The following is a 17,559-nucleotide window of genomic DNA, read 5'->3' as shown; positions in this document are numbered from 1 at the left end:
TCCAGTGGTCTGGTTCAGATCCAGGAATGGCGAGCGGGCAGGGTGCCGTTCAAATGCCAGGTGCCGACCGCGTGGTATTTCCAGCGCACCGGGTCGTGCAGGGTGTGAACGCGTGCGTTACGCCAGTGGCGGTCGAGATTGAACTCGGCAAGCGTTGCGCGGCTGCCCGCCAGCTCGAACAGCTTTTCGCTGGCCAGCAAGGAGATTTCGGTGGTCAGCACCTTGGCGCGTGCTACGGCGATGGAAGCGCGTGCCGCCGACTGTTCGTCGATGGGCGCAGCGTTGATCTCATCCAGTTCCTGACCCGCCTTGCGCAACAAGGCCTCAGCCGCATGCAGTTCGAGCTTCAGCTTGCCGATGTCGGCGATCACATACAGGTCGTCGCTGGCGCGCTCGACCTTGGCGTCGATCCACGGGCGGGACTTTTCGCGGACGAAGGCAATCGCATCATCGATAGCACCGCGAGCAATGCCCGCATCGATTGCCGCTTGAATCAGTTGCGAGACCGCGCCCTGAATATTGGGTGTCAGCGCCAGACGCCAGTTGTCGACGACCTGCTCGGCATCCACTGCCACGTTGTCGAGCAACACGGTGCCGCTCGCCGTGGTGCGCTGGCCAAAGCCCGACCAGTCATCGACGACGCTCAGGCCCGGCGTGCCGCGTTTGACGAAGGCCATGACCTGCCGGCCTTGATCGTCCAGCGCCTTGACCGCTACCCAGTGGGCAAACAAAGCACCTGTGGAGTAGAACTTCTGACCGGTAATGACCAGCCGTTCGCCGTTGGCGGTAATGCGCGCCTTGAGCTCGAGTGTGTTTTTGCTACCGCGTTCGGGGCCGGCGTTACCGATGCGCCAGCCGTCCAGCACGCTCTGAAACAGGGTTTTTTTCTGTTGTTCGGTGGCACTGCTTTGCAGCAGATTCAGGATGCCGAACTGGTTTTGCGGGATCTGCCCAAGCGCAGGGTCGGCGGTCGAAATGATCCTGAACACCTCCGCCACGGTGGCGAACGAGACTTGCGGACCACCGTAGGCACGGGGAATGCAAATGCTGCCCAGCCCGCTGCGCGTGAAGTGTTCGATTTCAGCCCACGGCAAGGCGCGCTGCTGATCGCGCGTAGCGGCATTGAGCCGTGCAGAAGCGGCCAACCGATGAGCCGCCGCAATGGCCTCAGCGTCGTTTTGCAACACTGTGGCCGGTAGAAGGCGGGGAGAGACGTCTGGCTCTTGTGAAGCCGTGACGTTGTGGGCGGTGACTGTCGCCGGATCAGACTCGCGTCGCTCACTGGCAGTCGGCACAGCCCTGGGTTTATCCACAGGGGTAGTTGTGAAAGGGACCATCGGAACCTCGTAGCAATAGACCGCATCAGGTGCGGCTGGAAAAACATCACGACGTCCGGTGGTCCGGTGTATATACCCTAAGCGCGTATAAAGCTTTTTAAAACGTCCTTTTTGGAATAAGCATAGACAGCAATTGGCAGTCGGCGGTGGCGGTCCTGTACCTCACCTTGCGCGCACAGGGCGACAGGTTGCTGACCGGCAATGAACAACCGACAGAACAGAACGCATAACCGGTTCATGCGCGTCTTTTTACACATAAGTAATATTTAAACTAACGCGTATGGCGTGGCGACCCGTTTTTCTCTGCGTATTGTCAGCGCCGGGCAAGTTGTTTAACGACGTCTCTATCTATCTATACAGGGTTGGTCTCTGAATTCAAACGGGTCATTCAGTTCAATCGTCGATCGGCAGTGCCTTGATCAGCCGCGGGGGTGCCCAGAGGGAGTTATTGCCGACCCGGTCGATAACGCAGTAAGTCACTTCCAGGCGCTGTTCTTCACCGCCTTCGATGATCAACGCAGGGGGGATGACCAGGTCGATCGGTTCGCCGACGTCCTCGGCGATCAGGGGCGGCAGGTCCATGCGCAGATCGCCCCAGCGCACGGTGATCTCGTCGTGAACGGCCATGTTCAGATAAGGCTCGATGGTCATCGGCAGACCTCCTTCCAGATGCCTGCGCGAGAGTCCGCGACGGATGACCGACGGTGCGACATAGAGCGGTGCCAGGCCCTGGTTTTCTTCCGTATGGGCACTGATCAGATTGCCGCCGGGGGCGCTCAGCTTGACCCACAGCTTGCGGCACGGCGAGGTCAGGGGTGTTCCGCCTATTTTCATGACCCGGTAGTAGGTCCGTGCCTTGCCGTTCTGAAGAAAGCTTTCGGGTACACGTAGGACAATGGTTTTGTCGATGTCGGAAGCCTTTAGAATTTTTGACGCGACGTAACAGCCGTCCCAGAACAGCTCGATCAGATCGCCCTGGTCCATGTTGGCGTACGGCTCGACATGAACCGTGAGTTGAGAGGCGATCCTCACGCCTATGCCATGACGGCTGGCCTGCGGTATGGAAGGCGTTGGCAGCTCCTGATGGGCTGCTTTGCAAGTGACATGACTCATGTTCGGGTGCTCCTGATAATCAATAATTAAAGTAAAGAATCGTCATAAGTTGTCATGTTTATGTAATAAGAAACGCAGTTCAGACAGCACGATAAGTACCTTAAATATCCAGGCTATGGCAAACATTACAATCGGTAGACTATTAGTGCTTGAAAATTTTGAATCTCGTTAAATGAGCGGTTAGTGTGAGCTAATGGGCTTTGTGATCGCTTGTCAATATGAAGAGAGCGTTTGTCAGGAATTTACTTAAAAAACGGATATGTCCTACACGGTATATTTGGAACTGTTTACCGTCCGGTAAACTACTGTCCTACCACAAAGTATCAACAGCAAAAGCCTGTTACCGATGGGAAAGAAATCAGGAGCGGGGATTGGACCAAGTGCGGTGGTTGCAGGTCAGCCAGGCACGCGGTGGGTGCGATAACCGAGCTCGGCTCGTCTTATTAATTCGATGAATTTTCGGAGATTTACGCAGGAATTAAACAAGGATCTTGAACGATCGAGGCGCTATGAAGTGTAAGAAAAAAGCAGCGCCCGTGGATGGACGCTGCTTTTTTGTGTGTGCGTAAACGATCAGGAGCGTGTGCGTTCCAGAAACTGCCTTGTACGTTCTTCCTGGGGGTTGGCAAAAAGCGCCTTGGCTTCGCCTTGCTCGACGATGACCCCCTTGTCGATGAAAATCACCCGATTGGCGACCTCTCGTGCAAAGCTCATTTCGTGAGTGACGATCACCATCGTACGGTTCTCTTCAGCCAGGGCACGGATCGTTGTCAGCACTTCACCGACCAGTTCCGGGTCCAGTGCCGAGGTTGGCTCGTCAAACAGGATCACTTGCGGCTCCATCGCCAGCGCCCGGGCGATGGCCACACGCTGTTGCTGCCCGCCGGAAAGACGGCGCGGGTACGCGTCTTCCTTGCCGGTCAGGCCAACCTTGGCGAGTAATTGTCGCCCTAGTGCCTCGGCAGCTTCGCGCGCGATCTTCTTGACCACCACAGGACCTTCGATGACATTCTCCAGCGCTGTGCGATGCGGGAACAGGTTGAAGTTCTGAAAGACGAACCCCACCTGCTGGCGCAACTGGCGGATCAGCCCTTGTTGCTGGCCTATGGAGCGGGTGCCATCGATCTCGATGTCGCCGACCTTGATTCTGCCGCTGGTGGGTGTTTCAAGCAGGTTCAGGCAGCGCAACAGGGTGGTCTTGCCCGAGCCGCTCGGGCCGATGATCGCGACGACTTCTCCGGCTTCGATACGCAGATCAATGCCCTTGAGCACTTGATTGCCCTTGAATTCCTTGGTGAGTTTTTCAACGACTATCATGCGTCAGGTCTCCAGATCGTGCCGGTTGACCCTGGCTTCCAGCTTGTTTTGCAGGTGCGAGAGCGCCGTGGCAAGGATCCAGTAGATCAGTGCGGCGGCCAGGTACATGGTGAAAATTTCGAAGGTACGCGCGGTGATCAACTGTGCCTGGCGGAACAGCTCCGGCACCTGAATGGTGGCGGCCAGTGCGGTGTCCTTGACCAGCGAGATGAAACTGTTGCCCAGCGGTGGCAATGCTGTGCGTGCTGCCTGCGGCAGGATTGCACGGCGCATGGTCTGCCAGCGGGTCATGCCGATACTGGCGGCGGCTTCCCACTGCCCACGTTCCACAGAGCCAATGGCTGCGCGCAGAATCTCGCAGGCGTAGGCGGCCATGTTCAGCGAAAAACCGATCAGCGCTGCGCTTAGCGGTTCAAGCTGGATGCCCAGTTCCGGCAGGCCGTAATAAATCACGAACAGCTGAACCAGCAACGGCGTGCCGCGAAAGAACGACACGTAGATGCGTGCTATCCAGTTCACCAGCTTGAAGCGCGACAGGCGCATCAGTGCCAGGCCGAAGCCCAGCAGCAATCCGAAAAACATACCGCCCAGGCTGAGGAAGACCGTGTAGTACGCGCCCTTGAGCAAAAAGGGCGCGGAGTCCAGCGCGAGCTGAAGGCTCTCTTCGATCATTTGGTGACGTCAGCGTTGAAGTACTTTTTCGACAGCTTTTCCAGGGTGCCGTCGGCACGCAATTTGTCGATTGCCTTGTCGATGGCAGCCAGCAGCTCCGGCTCGCCTTTACGCAGGGCAATGCCCGATTCCTGACGAGAGAACGCTGCGCCGGCAGGTGCAAGTTCTCGTTTTGTGTCTTTGGTCTTGGCTGCGATCTCCAGGGCTGCCAGACGATCAACCAGGATTGCATCGATACGGCCTACACTCAGGTCCTGGATCTTGGTGGGGTCATCTTCGTAGGTCTTTATTTCGGCCCCCGGAACGTTTGCCTTCAACCACTGTTCGTAGTTGGTGCCCAGACCTACGCCAACCTTCTTGCCGCTCAGGTCATTGGCAGACTTGATGGTGTCTGCGTTCTTCTTCAGAACCAGCGCCTGGATGCCGGAAATGGTGTAGGGCTCAGAGAAGTCGTACTTTTTCTTGCGCTCGTCGGAGATGGTCACCTGGTTGATCACCACGTCCAGACGTTTGGAGTCCAGAGCGGCCAGAATACCGTCCCATTTCGATGGCTGAATCCTGGCCTTCACGCCCAGCTCCTTGGCCAGCGCTTCGGAAAACTCGACTTCAAAACCGCTCAGTTTGCCGTTTTCATCGACGAAGCTGAACGGCGGGTAGGTGCCTTCAAGGCCCACATTCAGCGTGCCGCTATCCTTGATTTTCTGCAGTTGCTCGCCAGCCATGGCTTGCCCGGCGATACCGGTACCGAGCATCAAGCCCAGTGCCGAGAAAAGAAACGTGCGACGAATAGCGGAAATGTTCATGCGAGCCCCTTGTTGGAATGGAAGTGTCTGGCCATTTTCTGACCCGACTCAAGCAACTTCGTGCTGATTATTCAGCTTTTTTTCAGGCAGTTACGTCGGGTGTAAGGTTAAGCGTTGTGGTCTGCCGGGCGCGACTATATAGCCATCGGCTTATGAGGAAAAATAACAAAAAAAGTTATTTTCCCTCCACAAATGCATAAAGGACCCGTTGGCTAAAACGTCACTGGTCAAACGCATCCGGGTAAGCGAACAACGCAGGCGCGCCACCGGTGTGCAGGAATATCAACGGCCCGTCGTTGAAGCGTTGACGGCCGATACCGTCCAGCAGGCCGGACATGGCCTTGCCGGTGTAGACCGGGTCCAGCAACAGGCCTTCCTGGCTGGCCACCAGTTTGATCGCTGCCAGCGTACCGGCGTTTGGCTCGCCGTAGCGCGGGGCGAAATACTCGTCCCACAGTTCGACCTTGAAGTGCTCCGGCAGGGCGATATCGAGCAGTTGCGCGGTGCGCTCGGCGAGGCCTTGCACTTTGGGCAACTGCGCTTCTTCACTGCGCGACACGGTCACGCCGACCACCGGCAATTGCGGCAACTCATGAGCCAGCGCCAACGCCAGGCCGCTGTGCGTACCCGCACTGCCCGATGCCAGCACCACGGCCGCAAAGTCGATGCCGGTCTGTTTGATCTGCTCGGCGAGTTCCAGCCCGGCGCGGACATACCCCAGCGCACCAACCGGGCTTGAGCCACCGATAGGCACCAGATACGGCTTCTTGCCGCTGGAGCGCAGGCGCGCAGCCAAGGCATGCAACTGGTCGTCGGCGTTATCGAGGTTTTCGACCAGCTCGACCTTGGCATCGAACAGTTCCAGCAGCAGGCGGTTGCCGTTTTTCAGGTAACTCGGGTCTTCGGTGCCGATGGGGTTTTCCAGCAGGGCCACGCAGCCCAGCCCCAGCCGCGCTGCCAAGGCTGCTGTCTGGCGTACATGGTTGGACTGGATTGCGCCGGCCGTGATCAGTGTGTCGGCACCCTGAGCCAGCGCATCGGCGGCCAGGTATTCAAGCTTGCGCACCTTGTTGCCACCCAGCGCGAGCGTGGTGGTGTCATCACGCTTGATGTAGATGTCGCGATCTGCCCACAGCGACAGGCGCTCAAGCTTTTCCAGGGCCGTTGGCGCGCTGATCAAGTCCAGACGATTGAAGCGGGCAAGCTGATTTTTGATCATGGTGATAAATGAGCCGTGTAAAGAGTCACCGGACTATAGGCAGACGTTTCCCGCACGGCAACTTATCTGTGCTTACAGACGGCTCGGAATATACCTATGGAAATTGTTGTTTTTTTCGTCTGAATGTTTGCCGTAGAGTGGCATGAACAGCGGCCCGCTCTGTCGGTCGTTACCCTCGCATCAAGGAGAGTCCAGCGTGAGCGATATTCCACAAGCCCCTGCCGATGGTCGCTCCAGCCACTGGCAGTTGCAGCGGATCGTCAGTCAATTGCGCGGCGCGCGTGAAGACTGGCGGGCGCGCAACCGTCGGGTCAGCGGCGAGCACGGCGGGCGCGAACTGCCTTCGCGTGCAGCCATGGGTGAAATTCTCGAAGCGCTGAGCGGGGCGTTGTTCCCGATGCGGCTCGGCCCGGTGGACCTGCGTGAAGAAAGCGAAGACTTCTACGTGGGTCATACGCTGGATGTGGCGCTCAACGCCTTGCTGGCCCAGGCCCGCCTGGAGCTGCGCTATGTGGCCCACCAGCAGGGCGCTGACCTCAAGGGCATCGACGCCCATGCGCTTGAACTGATTCAGGGTTTCGCCACGGCACTGCCGGCCATTCGCCTGTTGCTGGACACCGACGTGCTGGCGGCTTATCACGGCGACCCGGCGGCCCGCAGCGTCGATGAAGTGCTGCTCTGCTACCCCGGCATTCTGGCGGTGATTCATCATCGTCTGGCGCATCATCTGTACCGCGCCGGCTTGCCATTGCTGGCGCGCATCAGCTCGGAAATCGCCCACTCGGCGACCGGCATCGACATTCACCCCGGCGCGCAGATCGGGCCGAGCTTCTTTATCGATCACGGGACGGGCGTGGTGATTGGCGAAACCGCAATCATCGGCGAGCGGGTGCGCATTTATCAGGCTGTTACGCTGGGGGCCAAGCGCTTCCCGGCGGACGAGGACGGCCAGTTGCAGAAAGGCCATCCGCGCCATCCTATCGTTGAAAACGATGTGGTGATCTACGCCGGTGCAACCATTCTGGGGCGCATCACCATTGGTCAGGGCTCGACCATCGGCGGTAATGTCTGGCTGACCCGTAGCGTACCGGCAGGCTGCAACCTGACTCAGGCCAACCTGCTGCAACAGGACGATTGCAGCAAGAAGTGATGTTGGCTCGTTATCAGATGACCTTCACCGCCCGGCCGATGAACTGAATCGGGCCGGTCGGTTTGCCGATTGGCGAGCCGGTGGAGGTCTCCAGGGTCAGCTCGAACAACTGATTGGCTTGCAACGGCGGCAGTTTGTCCAGTGCAATGCTCAGGCTCTGCCCCGGTTTGACCAGCCCGAGGGATACCGGGCCTTGCCAGTCGTCGCCCTTGGTCCAGAACTCCAGCGCCTTGTCGGCCGGGACTTCAACCACACCCAGCGGAATAAGCTGTATCTGCTGTGAGTTGCTGGCTTGCACGACCCAGCCGGGGGCTTTGTCCTGCGGCCCGACGAGCACCACGAGGTAGGACGGCTGCGCCGGTGCGCGGGTCAGCAGGGTCATGCCCAGCACCAGCGATGCGGCGAGCCCTGCTCCGGCCAGGCCGCGCCAGACCGACAGGTTGTTCCACCAGCGCACGCGCGGCCTGTGTGCCGGTTTGGCCGGCGCGGTCATGCCCTGCAGGTTGCGTTCGATGCGTTCCCACAGGCCGGGCGATGGCGTGACGGGGTCGGCCAGTTCGGTCAGGGGCAACAGGCGTTGCTCCCAGGCGTCGATGGCCGCCTGCAAGTCTGGCTCACGGGGCAGGCGACGCTGCACGTCGAGCCTTTGCTGCGCTGACAGGGTGCCGAGCACATACTCGCCAGCCAGGTCATGAATGTTGTCGTCTAAAGGTCGGGTCATCCCATGCACTCCCGCAAAGCCGTCAGGCTGCGCTTGATCCAGGCTTTGACCGTACCCAATGGCGCGCCGATCTTCTGCGCGATTTCCTGATGCGAATAGCCGTCTACGTAAGCGTGAAAAATACAGTTTCGGCGTACCGGTTCGAGTTGCTCCATGCATGAAGTCATCCGTCCTGGATTGACCCGCCAATCGAAAGCGTCCCCGGTTTCCTGCCAGCCTTCCAGGGTTGCCTGTTCGTGATGGTCTTCGCTGCCATCGTCCTCGACACGCACCTCGCGTGCCGTGTTGCGCAGTGTGTTCAGCGCAAGGTGCCGGGTCACGCTGAATATCCAGCCACGTGCCGAACCGCGCGACGCGTCGAAGCTGGCCGCGTGGGTCCAGATTTTCAAGAAGGCGTCATGCACGATGTCTTCGGCCAGTGCGCTGTCACGTACCAGGCGCTGGGCGACGCCGAGCAACCGGGCGCTTTCCTGTAGATAGAGACGCTGCAAGGCCTGTTTCTCACCGCGAGCGCAGGCCTGCAACGTAGCTTCGTAATCAAAGAGAGATTCGTGCGAGGACAAGATGATCCGCCATCAATGGAAGACTAACTGCCTCGCGGGTATCACGAGGCTCCCGCGCAGCAGCATAGCTCACTGTTGCGCGGTCACCCGGTTAATAACGGCGATCAGCTCGCGGTCCAGAACAGGTAGTCAGCCTGATACTTGACCACTTCTTTGGCGCCCTTGTTGCTTTGCGCACAGGCTTTGGCTGGTGCGACGCCACCTTTCAACGCCACGCGCTGAATGTAGGTCACGCCGGTCATTGCGCCCTTGCCTTCAGCCGGGTTGGCCTTGACCAGTTGATACGGCAGGTTGCCAGCGCTCGATGGAGCTACAGCAACCTGAGTACCGGTCACTTTGGAGCCGTCTTTAGCTTCCCAGGTGGCAGGCGGGCCGTAGTAAGTGCCGACCTGTTTGCCGCTTTTGTCATTGAGTACGGCTTTGGGGCCTACGAACGCCCATTCCAGCTCGTTGGGCATGTTGGCTTTGGCGCGGCACTCGTAGGTGATTTCGCCCACCCCGGTGGTCGTCATGCTGACTTTGTTGCCAGCCGGCACGTGGACGCTTTCAGGCAGGTCAGTCTGAGCCAGGGCCACGGACGACAGGCAAGTGAAGGCCAAAGTGCTACCTGCAAGGCAGAGCAAACGTTTTGCGTTCATGCAGAAATCTCCAGATTGTTTAACCGCGCTCAGCAACTCGAAGTGGCTGCTGAATGTACTACCCGCGAGAAACCCATCTGGATGCAGTGATTTGAAAATATTTTTCAGTGCCGGCTGAAACGGCTGCGCAGCAGCACTATGCCGGCAACCGCCGCAATCCCCGAGCCGATCAGCACACCGACTTTGACTTCGTCGATCAGGTGCTGCGAGCCGGGGAATGCCAGGTTGCCGATGAACAGGCTCATGGTGAAGCCGATGCCACACAGGATCGCCACGCCGTACAGTTGCACCCAGTTACTGCCCTCCGGCAACACGGCGAGCCCTGCGCGGATGGCCAGCGCTGCGGCGAGAAACACGCCGATCTGCTTGCCCACAAACAGGCCCAATGCAACGCCCAGCGGCACCGGGTCGATCAGGTTTGCCAGGGTAATGCCGGAAAGCGATACGCCGGCATTGGCAAAGCCAAAGATCGGTACCACGGCAAACGCGACCCAGTAATGCATTTTTTCTTCCAGCAACAGCAGCGGCGAGCGTGCTTCTTCCTCGGGCTTGCCCATCGGGATACACAGCGCCAGCGCGACACCGGCCAGCGTCGCGTGCACGCCCGACTGCAGGACGAAGAACCACAGCAGCGCACCGAGCAGCAAATACGGCAGCAGACGACGGAGGTTCAGGCGGTTCAGCGCGACCAACACGGTGAGGGTCACGAACGCGGCGGCCAGCATCGGCAGATTAAGCCCGGAGCTGTAGAAAAACGCGATGATGGTCACAGCCCCCAAGTCATCGAGAATCGCCAGCGCGGCGAGGAAGACTTTCAGCGAGGTCGGCACGCGATTGCCCAGCAGCGACAGCACGCCGAGGGCGAAGGCGATGTCGGTGGCCGCCGGGATCGCCCAGCCGCTCAGGGTCTGCGGGTTGCCCCAGTTGATCGCGATGTAGATCAGCGCGGGCACCAGCATGCCGCCAAGGGCTGCAAAGCCGGGCAGGGCGCGTTGCCCCCAGGTCGCCAGGCCACCGGCCAGTACTTCGCGCTTGATCTCCAGGCCGACCATCAAAAAGAAGATCGCCATCAGCCCGTCGTTGATCCACAACTCGACCGACAGCCCCAGCCAGACGCTGTGCAGCGTCGAGAAGTAGCCCGTGGACAAAGGCGAGTTGGCGACGATCAGTGCGGCCAGCGCTGCGGCCATCAGCACGATGCCGCCCGCTGATTCGGAGGCGAGAAAACGGGTAAGAATGGCAACGCCACGGGGCGTTTCCCGGTTTGGGGCTTGAGTCATGGTCTTCCTTGAAAACACAGCTGTTTTTATTGTGAGGTGCCAGAAAGCGGTGACTGGCCCGTGGCACTGAGCTCGATGAGGCAGCAACGGCTGACGCGTGGTGATTGCAGTTCGATTTCCAGCAAACCGCCGGGATTATCCACCAGCGCGCAGTCGTGTTTGCCGAGAATTTCCCAAGGCTGGCCGTCGACGCTGATCGCCACCTGTTCGGCCATGCTGAACAGGACGAAGGTGCTGGCCGAACTGAACAGACGCTGGGGATGACGAACGTCGATCCAGTGCAGGCGCGCTGTGTAACGGTGTGCAGCATAGATCAGATTGAAGTCGCGAATCGGACCGTCCAGCAGGGTGCAGCTGACTGCGCTGTCACCACTGAAGGCAAACGGATCGGAAGGCAGCAGCGGGCGACTGGCCACACCGTCCACGTCCAGGGTCATGCCGGCGCCCTGCAATACGGTAATGATGCGTTGATAACCGGCGAATACCGAGAAGCCGCCTGAGGTGTCGATGTCGGCAATCGACAGTCGCCAGCCAAAGCCGTCGAGGTCCTGGCCTGCGTCGCGTGCGATTTCTTCGGTGCTGCCGCCGCCGTTTTTCCATGGCATGCGTGGGTAGTCGGCGGCGCGCAGCAGGCGGGTCTTGGTCATTTGGTAAAGCGTCCTTCCAGGCGATGGCGGGAGCCGGGGTGAATCAGGCGCGCAGCGGTGACGGGCTGGCGACCCGACCAGGTACGGCGGCGAATCAGCAGACAGGGCTCTCCGGCATCGATCTGCAACAGTTTGCACTCATCGGCTTCGGCGAGGATCGCCTCGACCACATGCTCGCCTTCGGTGAGCGGCGCGACCTGGGAGAGATAAGCGTAAGGCGTTTGCAGGGTGAAGTCTTGCTTGAGATAGTCCGGCGCGACCTGAGCGTTCACGAAGCGGTCTTCGATCTGCACCGGGATGTCGTTCTCGAAATGCACGATCAGCGAATGAAAGACCCGCTGGCCTTCGCGCATGTCCAGTGCCAGTGCGCGTTCCGAGCCTGCGGCTTCTTCTTTGAGTACCATCACCTTGCAGGTGTGGCGATGGCCGCGCGCAGCGATCTCGTCGGCAATGTTGTGCACTTCAAACAGCGCCGACTGGCTTTTGGGTTCGGCCACAAAGGTACCGACGCCCTGCATGCGCACCAGCAAACCCTCGACCGTCAGCTCGCGCAGGGCACGGTTGATGGTCATGCGGCTGAAGCCCAACTGCGTCACCAGCTCGCTTTCCGACGGCACGCGATGGTGCGGCGGCCAGGTGCCGTTCTGAATCTGCAAGGCGATCATGTGTTTGACGCGGGCGTACAAGGGTGCGGGACTTTCGCCCATCTGGGCTGCCAGGGAAGAAGCGGCGGGCGGAGTCGGCACGAGTGAGTCCTTGTTTTCAAAATGACGTTTTGACGATGATTCAGACGCCGGAGAGCGCCACGCTAACCATTAACCTGCTGCTCGGCAAGCGTGCCGAAGGTTTACCGGCTCCGTAAACGTCTGTATATGTATATACAAATTACAGTGATGGGGTGTGAAGTCAATGTCAGCCTTCTTTGCCGAGCGTGCGCTACTTCCCGACGGCTGGGCCAGCAATGTGCGTCTGGAGGTCAGCCAGGAAGGTGTATTGACCCGCGTCGAGGCCAATGCGGACCGGCAGGGTGCCGACATTGTCAGCGGGCCTTTGCTGCCTGGCATGCCGAACCTGCATTCCCACGCGTTTCAGCGGGCGATGGCCGGGCTGGCCGAGGTGGCGGGCAACCCCAACGACAGTTTCTGGACGTGGCGCGACCTCATGTACCGGCTGGTCGGGCGCATCAGCCCGCAGCAACTGGGCGTCATTGCCCGACAGCTGTACATCGAGATGCTTAAGGGCGGCTATACCTCGGTCGCCGAATTTCATTACGTGCATCAGGACCTAGACGGCAAACCCTACGCAGATCCTGCCGAACTGGCGGTGCAGATCAGCCAGGCGGCGAGTTCGGTCGGCATCGGCCTGACGTTGCTGCCGGTGCTTTACAGCCATTCGGGGTTTGGCGGGCAGGTGCCGAACGAAGGCCAGCGCCGGTTTATCCACAGTAGCGACAGCTATCTGGACTTACAGGCACGCCTGCGACCGGTGCTGGCGGCTCAGCCAGCGCAGCAGTTGGGGCTGTGCTTCCATTCGCTGCGTGCGGTAACCCCACAGCAGATCAGTGAAGTGCTGGCGGCCAGCGACCCGCAATGCCCGGTGCATATTCATATCGCCGAGCAGCAGAAGGAGGTCGATGACTGCCTGAGCTGGAGCGGGCGACGTCCGCTGCAATGGCTGTATGAAAACACCCCTGTGGATAACCGCTGGTGCCTGGTCCATGCGACCCACGCCGACGCGCATGAAGTGCAACTGATGGCGCAAAGTGGTGCGGTGGCTGGATTGTGTCTGACCACCGAGGCGAACCTTGGCGACGGGATCTTTCCGGCGGTGGACTACATCGCGCAGGGCGGTCGTTGGGGGATTGGTTCGGACAGTCACGTCTCGCTCAGTGTGGTCGAGGAGCTGCGCTGGCTGGAATACGGCCAGCGTCTACGCGATCAACGCCGTAACCGGCTGTATCGCAGTGACCAGCCGATGGTTGGCCGCACCCTCTACGACGCCGCACTGGCAGGCGGCACGCAGGCGCTGGGTCAGCAGGTTGGTGCACTGCAAGCAGGGCAACGCGCCGACTGGCTGGTGCTGGATGGCAACGACCCATACATCGCCACCGCCTCGGGTGATGCAATCCTCAACCGCTGGCTGTTCGCGGGCAGCGACCGGCAGATTCGCGACGTGGCGGTGAATGGACGCTGGGTCATACGCGAAGGCCGACATGCCGGCGAAGAGCAAAGCAACCGTGAGTTCGCGCAGGTGCTGAGGGAGTTGCTGGGCTGATGCGAGAGAGGACGCGAAGCGTCCAGAACAGCATGCGACGCAGAGCGTCGCACGATAGTTGAGATTATCGTTGCGCACGCTCCAGCGTCGGGATGCCTTGCGTGACGCTCCGCGTCACAAATCTGCGCCGCGCCGCTGATCCAGGATCGGACGCAGAGCGTCCAGAACGGCATGCGACGCAGAGCGTCGCACGATAATCAACTGTGTAGTGTTTGTTTACTTTTCAGCCTTGCCGATCTTCGAGTCATCCTCACGCCAGATCAGGCGCGAGGTGTCGTAGCCTTGCTGGCGGGCCTTGCTGAGCATGTTTTCCCTGACCGATGCAGACACCGTCGGCGTGCGCGACAGCAGCCACAGGTACTTGCGGTCCGGGTTGCCGACCACGGCGGTTCTGTAGCCTTCGCTGACGTCCAGAATCCAGTAGTCACCCTTGGCAACGCCTGGCAGCAGGCGCGAGAACCAGTTATCGAATACAACCCACAGCTTGTCGGTCTTGCCCGGGACCTGCGGCGAGGCCGTGCCCGTTGCTTCTTCCCACTTGCCTTCAATCGTGCGGCAGCGGTTGGTCACCGCGATGTTGCCGTCGTCCTTGAGCGTGTACAGCGCTTCGGACTGGGCGCATTTGCGCTGGAAGAACATCGGCAGGCGCGCGATCTCGTACCAGGTGCCCTGATACTGCTTGAGGTCAACGCCGTCGACAGTCCTTGGCTCAAGGTTGTCCGCCGAGTGGGCAAAACCGATGGCCAGGAAGCTGGCCATGACAAAAATTCCGAAACGTACCAGTACCTTGATCATGTTTTATTTCAGACCCTGACCCGAGAACAGCACCACTTTATCCGCTGCGTACTGCACGCTGATAAAGGTGTTCTGATCGCCCCATGTGCAACTGGACATGCCCAGCGCGCCGGAACATTCCGTCGGGCTGCCGAGCATGGATTCGACCTGTGCCTTAGGCATGCCAGCGGAAATTTTCGAGTAGTTTTCCTGAGTGATCTTGCTGCAGGCAGCCAGAAAGACGCAGAACGAGAGTAACGCGACAGTGCGCAAGGACATGGATGTAGCTCCTGAACGGAAGGGGGTCGCGTCGCAGTGCAGGCGGATACAGTCTGGCGCTGGCGCAGTACCGCAAGCTTAGAAGAGAAAAACGGGATCTGGTTCCCGCAGGACGCAAGGATTTGTGGCGTGGATCAGAGGGTTGACTGGCAGCCCCGTGCTGGCTGCATCCCCGATGCTCATTTGCCTGAGCATTTGCCCGCTTGATGGCGGTTCAGCCAGGCTGAACCGCCACAGGAGCATCAGAAGCGGTCTTACTCTTTGTGATACGCGGTTGCGCGCTCGACTTCTTCTTTCGAGCCCAGGTACACCGCTACGCGCTGGTGCAGGCCTTCGGGCTGGATGTCGAGGATGCGCTGATGGCCATCGGTGGACGCGCCACCAGCCTGTTCAACCAGGAAGGACATCGGGTTGGCTTCGTACATCAGGCGCAGTTTGCCCGGCTTGGACGGCTCGCGGCTGTCGCGTGGGTACATGAACAGGCCGCCACGGGTCAGGATGCGATGCACGTCGGCAACCATCGCGGCAACCCAGCGCATGTTGTAGTTCTTTTTCAGCGGACCGTCTTCACCGGCCAGCAACTCGCTGACGTAGCGCTGTACCGGGGCTTCCCAGTGGCGCTGGTTGGACATGTTGACGGCGAATTCCTGAGTGGTCTCAGGAATGGTGATGTCTTCATGAGTCAGTACGAAGCTGCCCATTTCACGGTCCAGCGTAAAGCCTTTCACACCGTCACCCAGCGTCAGCACCAGCATGGTCTGCGGGCCGTAGATGGCATAACCGGCTGCGACCTGTTCAGTGCCTGGCTGCAGGAAAGCTTTTTCGTTCAGGGCTTCGTTCTGGCTCAGGTACTCGTTCGGGCAACGCAGTACCGAGAAGATGGTGCCGACCGGTGCGTTGATGTCGATGTTCGACGAGCCGTCGAGTGGGTCGAACACCAGCAGGTACGCGCCCTTCGGGTATTTGCCCGGGATCTGGTAGGCGTTGTCCATTTCTTCGGACGCCATACCGGCCAGGTGACCGCCCCATTCGTTGGCTTCGAGCAGAATTTCGTTGGAGATCACGTCGAGTTTTTTCTGCACTTCGCCCTGAACGTTTTCAGTGCCCATGCTGCCCAGTACGCCGCCCAGCGCGCCTTTGGAGACGGCGTGGCTGATTTCCTTGCAAGCGCGCGCCACCACTTCGATCAGGAAGCGCAGATCGGCAGGGGTGTTGTTGCTGCGGGTCTGCTCGATCAAGTAACGACTTAGTGTGACGCGGGACATGGATAGCTCCGAAAATAGGGATATGAAAACCCGCGCAGTTTAACGCGAGTGGCGACGTAATACTGCTATCAGACTGGCTTATGCCTGTTTCAGTTCAGATGCCGGGCTAACCGAGCCCGACAGGCCGTATGTTTCAGCGTTTCGACGCGCGCAAGGTGCTGAACGCCATCCAGCCCAGAAACAGCACGCCGAGCAACAGCACCGCCCACAGCCCCAGGCGTTTGAAGTCAGTGCTCTGCGTGGCCACCAACGGCGCGGCGGTCATGTTGGCGACGCTTGCCGTGGCAGGTTTCGCGGTGCCGATAGAGGCCAGCTTTGCCGGGCTCAGGTCGGGAATCAAGGTCGCCAGCGACAGGTTCGCCGCTTTGGCTGCAGCGTTACCGACCGCCAGCGTGAATGGCCCGTTGCCGCGTGCCAGAAACACCACTTCCGTCGCCGGTACGGCCACGCTCAATTGCGGTGCCTCATTGCCCAGCCCGCCGCCGCGGTCATCGACCACCAGCTTGAGCTGCTGAACGATGCGTCCGGACAATTGCAGTTGGTCCTGCAAGACATCGCTGTTGTTCTGCGACAGCCGATACAGCAGGCCACTGCTGATCGGCTGCCAGGGCTGTCTGGCGTCGATACGGCCGTAAAGTGTTGCCGGGGCGAGGCTGTTGGGTTGCGCGATATCGACCCTGACGCGCCCTACCGGCAGGCCTGCCGGCAATTGCCAGACATATTCGTTGGGGCTTTCGACGCTGCCTTTGACCGGCGGCGACCAGGTCAGCGGCGGCGTCGGGTTGTCGCTTGCGGCGCTCAGCACGTGCGCGGAAACCAACAGCGGGGCGCTGTGCGGGGCGCGCCACAGCAGGCGCAGATAACGGGCACTCTGACCCGGCAGGCCGACTTCACGCTGCTCGACCACTTCGTCTGCAAACGACAGGCGTGCCACCTGCCCCTCACCCCAGTCGCGCCAGTGCTGCAAGTCGTCGCTGGCCTCAATGCTGAAATTCTGAAAGCCTTCGCGCTCGGTGCTCCAGTCGATCACCAGTTGTTCCAGCGGTGCCTTGACGGCGCTGGTATCCAGCAGCCAGCCACGCAGCACCTCTTCGCCTGCTTCGATGTCGCTTTGCGGCTGGACCTCGATCACGCTGCCGTTGCTGGAGCGCTCGATGCGGATGACCGGCGCGGTGTCGCCTGCTTCCTGCGTGCTGTACAGCGCGAACCATTTGACCTCGATCGGCGCGGGCTCCTGCTCGCGTTCGGGCTGTCGAGGGGTTATTGCATAAGCCTGCGGCTGCCCCTCGGCGTTGAACACACGCACGTCACCCAGGTCGGTCTGACGGGCATTCAACTGGACGGCAAGCGGTAACTCGATGCGATACCACGGCCCTTCGCCGCTGAGGCTCAGCGGGGTCTGACTCGCGAAATCCGCCGGCTTGTCCTGAGCGGCGGCGGTCATCACCGTGCACAAGGCCAGGCCAAGCACGGCGATTTTCATGGCGGGATGACTCAAGAACAGTTC

18 protein-coding genes are annotated in these 17,559 nt (G+C 60.1%); 2 read left to right on the top strand and 16 right to left on the bottom strand.

What is annotated here, in order from left to right; translation table 11 throughout:
* Nucleotides 1–14: 14 nt before the first annotated feature.
* From QRN38_RS14565 to QRN38_RS14540, 6 genes are all read right to left on the bottom strand, one after another.
* Nucleotides 15–1,187: an SfnB family sulfur acquisition oxidoreductase gene (locus QRN38_RS14565; RefSeq protein WP_057418311.1), complete on the bottom strand. Its 1,173-nt coding sequence runs from the start codon at nt 1,185–1,187 to the stop codon at nt 15–17.
* 543 nt (nt 1,188–1,730) lie between these two features.
* Complete coding sequence (locus tag QRN38_RS14560) at nt 1,731–2,450, bottom strand: hypothetical protein (RefSeq protein WP_054090247.1); 720 nt, start codon at nt 2,448–2,450, stop codon at nt 1,731–1,733.
* A 573-nt stretch (nt 2,451–3,023) separates the two neighbouring features.
* Entirely contained in the window at nt 3,024–3,767 is a 744-nt protein-coding gene (tcyN, locus tag QRN38_RS14555; RefSeq protein WP_007245567.1) for an L-cystine ABC transporter ATP-binding protein TcyN, read from the bottom strand.
* Between the two features lie 3 nt (nt 3,768–3,770).
* A complete protein-coding gene (tcyL, locus tag QRN38_RS14550) occupies nt 3,771–4,439 on the bottom strand; it encodes a cystine ABC transporter permease (RefSeq protein WP_003381368.1) in 669 nt (222 codons plus the stop codon).
* Nucleotides 4,436–5,242 (bottom strand): cystine ABC transporter substrate-binding protein, encoded by an 807-nt coding sequence (gene tcyJ, locus QRN38_RS14545; RefSeq protein ID WP_005765569.1) that lies wholly within the window; start codon nt 5,240–5,242, stop codon nt 4,436–4,438. The genes tcyL and tcyJ overlap by 4 nt, the downstream gene beginning before the upstream one ends.
* Before the next feature lie 220 nt (nt 5,243–5,462).
* Nucleotides 5,463–6,461 carry a D-cysteine desulfhydrase gene (locus QRN38_RS14540; protein WP_005765567.1) on the bottom strand — a complete coding sequence of 333 codons (999 nt, stop codon included), beginning with the start codon at nt 6,459–6,461 and terminating at the stop codon, nt 5,463–5,465.
* Between the two features lie 196 nt (nt 6,462–6,657).
* Here QRN38_RS14540 and epsC point away from each other — a divergent pair, with 196 nt between their 5' ends.
* Nucleotides 6,658–7,611 carry a serine O-acetyltransferase EpsC gene (gene epsC / locus QRN38_RS14535; RefSeq protein ID WP_010216200.1) on the top strand — a complete coding sequence of 318 codons (954 nt, stop codon included), beginning with the start codon at nt 6,658–6,660 and terminating at the stop codon, nt 7,609–7,611.
* Nucleotides 7,612–7,624: 13 nt separating this feature from the next.
* Here epsC and QRN38_RS14530 read toward each other — a convergent pair whose 3' ends face one another.
* The 6 genes from QRN38_RS14530 to hutC all read right to left on the bottom strand — a co-directional run bounded on the left by QRN38_RS14530 (nt 7,625) and on the right by hutC (nt 12,167).
* The gene (locus QRN38_RS14530) at nt 7,625–8,332 is read right to left on the bottom strand and encodes an anti-sigma factor (RefSeq protein ID WP_024668443.1); all 708 of its coding nucleotides are present in this window, start codon (nt 8,330–8,332) and stop codon (nt 7,625–7,627) included.
* The gene (locus tag QRN38_RS14525) at nt 8,329–8,895 is read right to left on the bottom strand and encodes a sigma-70 family RNA polymerase sigma factor (RefSeq protein ID WP_057418312.1); all 567 of its coding nucleotides are present in this window, start codon (nt 8,893–8,895) and stop codon (nt 8,329–8,331) included. Before QRN38_RS14525 ends, QRN38_RS14530 begins: the two co-directional genes overlap by 4 nt.
* A gap of 104 nt (nt 8,896–8,999) precedes the next feature.
* Nucleotides 9,000–9,533, bottom strand: coding sequence for a DUF3455 domain-containing protein (locus QRN38_RS14520; RefSeq protein ID WP_057418313.1), 534 nt, complete (start codon nt 9,531–9,533; stop codon nt 9,000–9,002).
* A 104-nt stretch (nt 9,534–9,637) separates the two neighbouring features.
* Nucleotides 9,638–10,813 (bottom strand): Na+/H+ antiporter NhaA, encoded by a 1,176-nt coding sequence (gene nhaA / locus QRN38_RS14515; RefSeq protein WP_057418314.1) that lies wholly within the window; start codon nt 10,811–10,813, stop codon nt 9,638–9,640.
* 26 nt (nt 10,814–10,839) lie between these two features.
* Entirely contained in the window at nt 10,840–11,460 is a 621-nt protein-coding gene (locus QRN38_RS14510; RefSeq protein WP_054090242.1) for a HutD/Ves family protein, read from the bottom strand.
* Entirely contained in the window at nt 11,457–12,167 is a 711-nt protein-coding gene (hutC, locus tag QRN38_RS14505) for a histidine utilization transcriptional repressor HutC (protein WP_081011124.1), read from the bottom strand. The genes QRN38_RS14510 and hutC overlap by 4 nt, the downstream gene beginning before the upstream one ends.
* 202 nt (nt 12,168–12,369) lie before the next feature.
* On the opposite strand from hutC, the gene QRN38_RS14500 reads away from it, so the two are divergent.
* Entirely contained in the window at nt 12,370–13,734 is a 1,365-nt protein-coding gene (locus QRN38_RS14500) for a formimidoylglutamate deiminase (protein WP_007245573.1), read from the top strand.
* 216 nt (nt 13,735–13,950) lie between these two features.
* Here the strand turns inward: QRN38_RS14500 and QRN38_RS14495 are convergent, their stop codons facing one another.
* From QRN38_RS14495 to QRN38_RS14480, 4 genes are all read right to left on the bottom strand, one after another.
* A complete protein-coding gene (locus QRN38_RS14495; protein WP_007245574.1) occupies nt 13,951–14,529 on the bottom strand; it encodes a lipocalin family protein in 579 nt (192 codons plus the stop codon).
* A 3-nt stretch (nt 14,530–14,532) separates the two neighbouring features.
* Complete coding sequence (gene bamE / locus QRN38_RS14490) at nt 14,533–14,787, bottom strand: outer membrane protein assembly factor BamE domain-containing protein (protein WP_057418315.1); 255 nt, start codon at nt 14,785–14,787, stop codon at nt 14,533–14,535.
* Nucleotides 14,788–15,041: 254 nt separating this feature from the next.
* Entirely contained in the window at nt 15,042–16,052 is a 1,011-nt protein-coding gene (locus QRN38_RS14485) for a class 1 fructose-bisphosphatase (RefSeq protein WP_003381390.1), read from the bottom strand.
* A 133-nt stretch (nt 16,053–16,185) separates the two neighbouring features.
* Nucleotides 16,186–17,535, bottom strand: coding sequence for a DUF3999 domain-containing protein (locus QRN38_RS14480; protein ID WP_057418347.1), 1,350 nt, complete (start codon nt 17,533–17,535; stop codon nt 16,186–16,188).
* Between the last annotated feature and the right edge of the window lie 24 nt (nt 17,536–17,559).

This window comes from Pseudomonas sp. CFBP2511 (genome assembly GCF_030209255.1).
In the GTDB taxonomy this organism is placed as follows: domain Bacteria; phylum Pseudomonadota; class Gammaproteobacteria; order Pseudomonadales; family Pseudomonadaceae; genus Aquipseudomonas; species Aquipseudomonas avellanae.
This window is presented reverse-complemented; position numbering and strand designations above follow the sequence as displayed.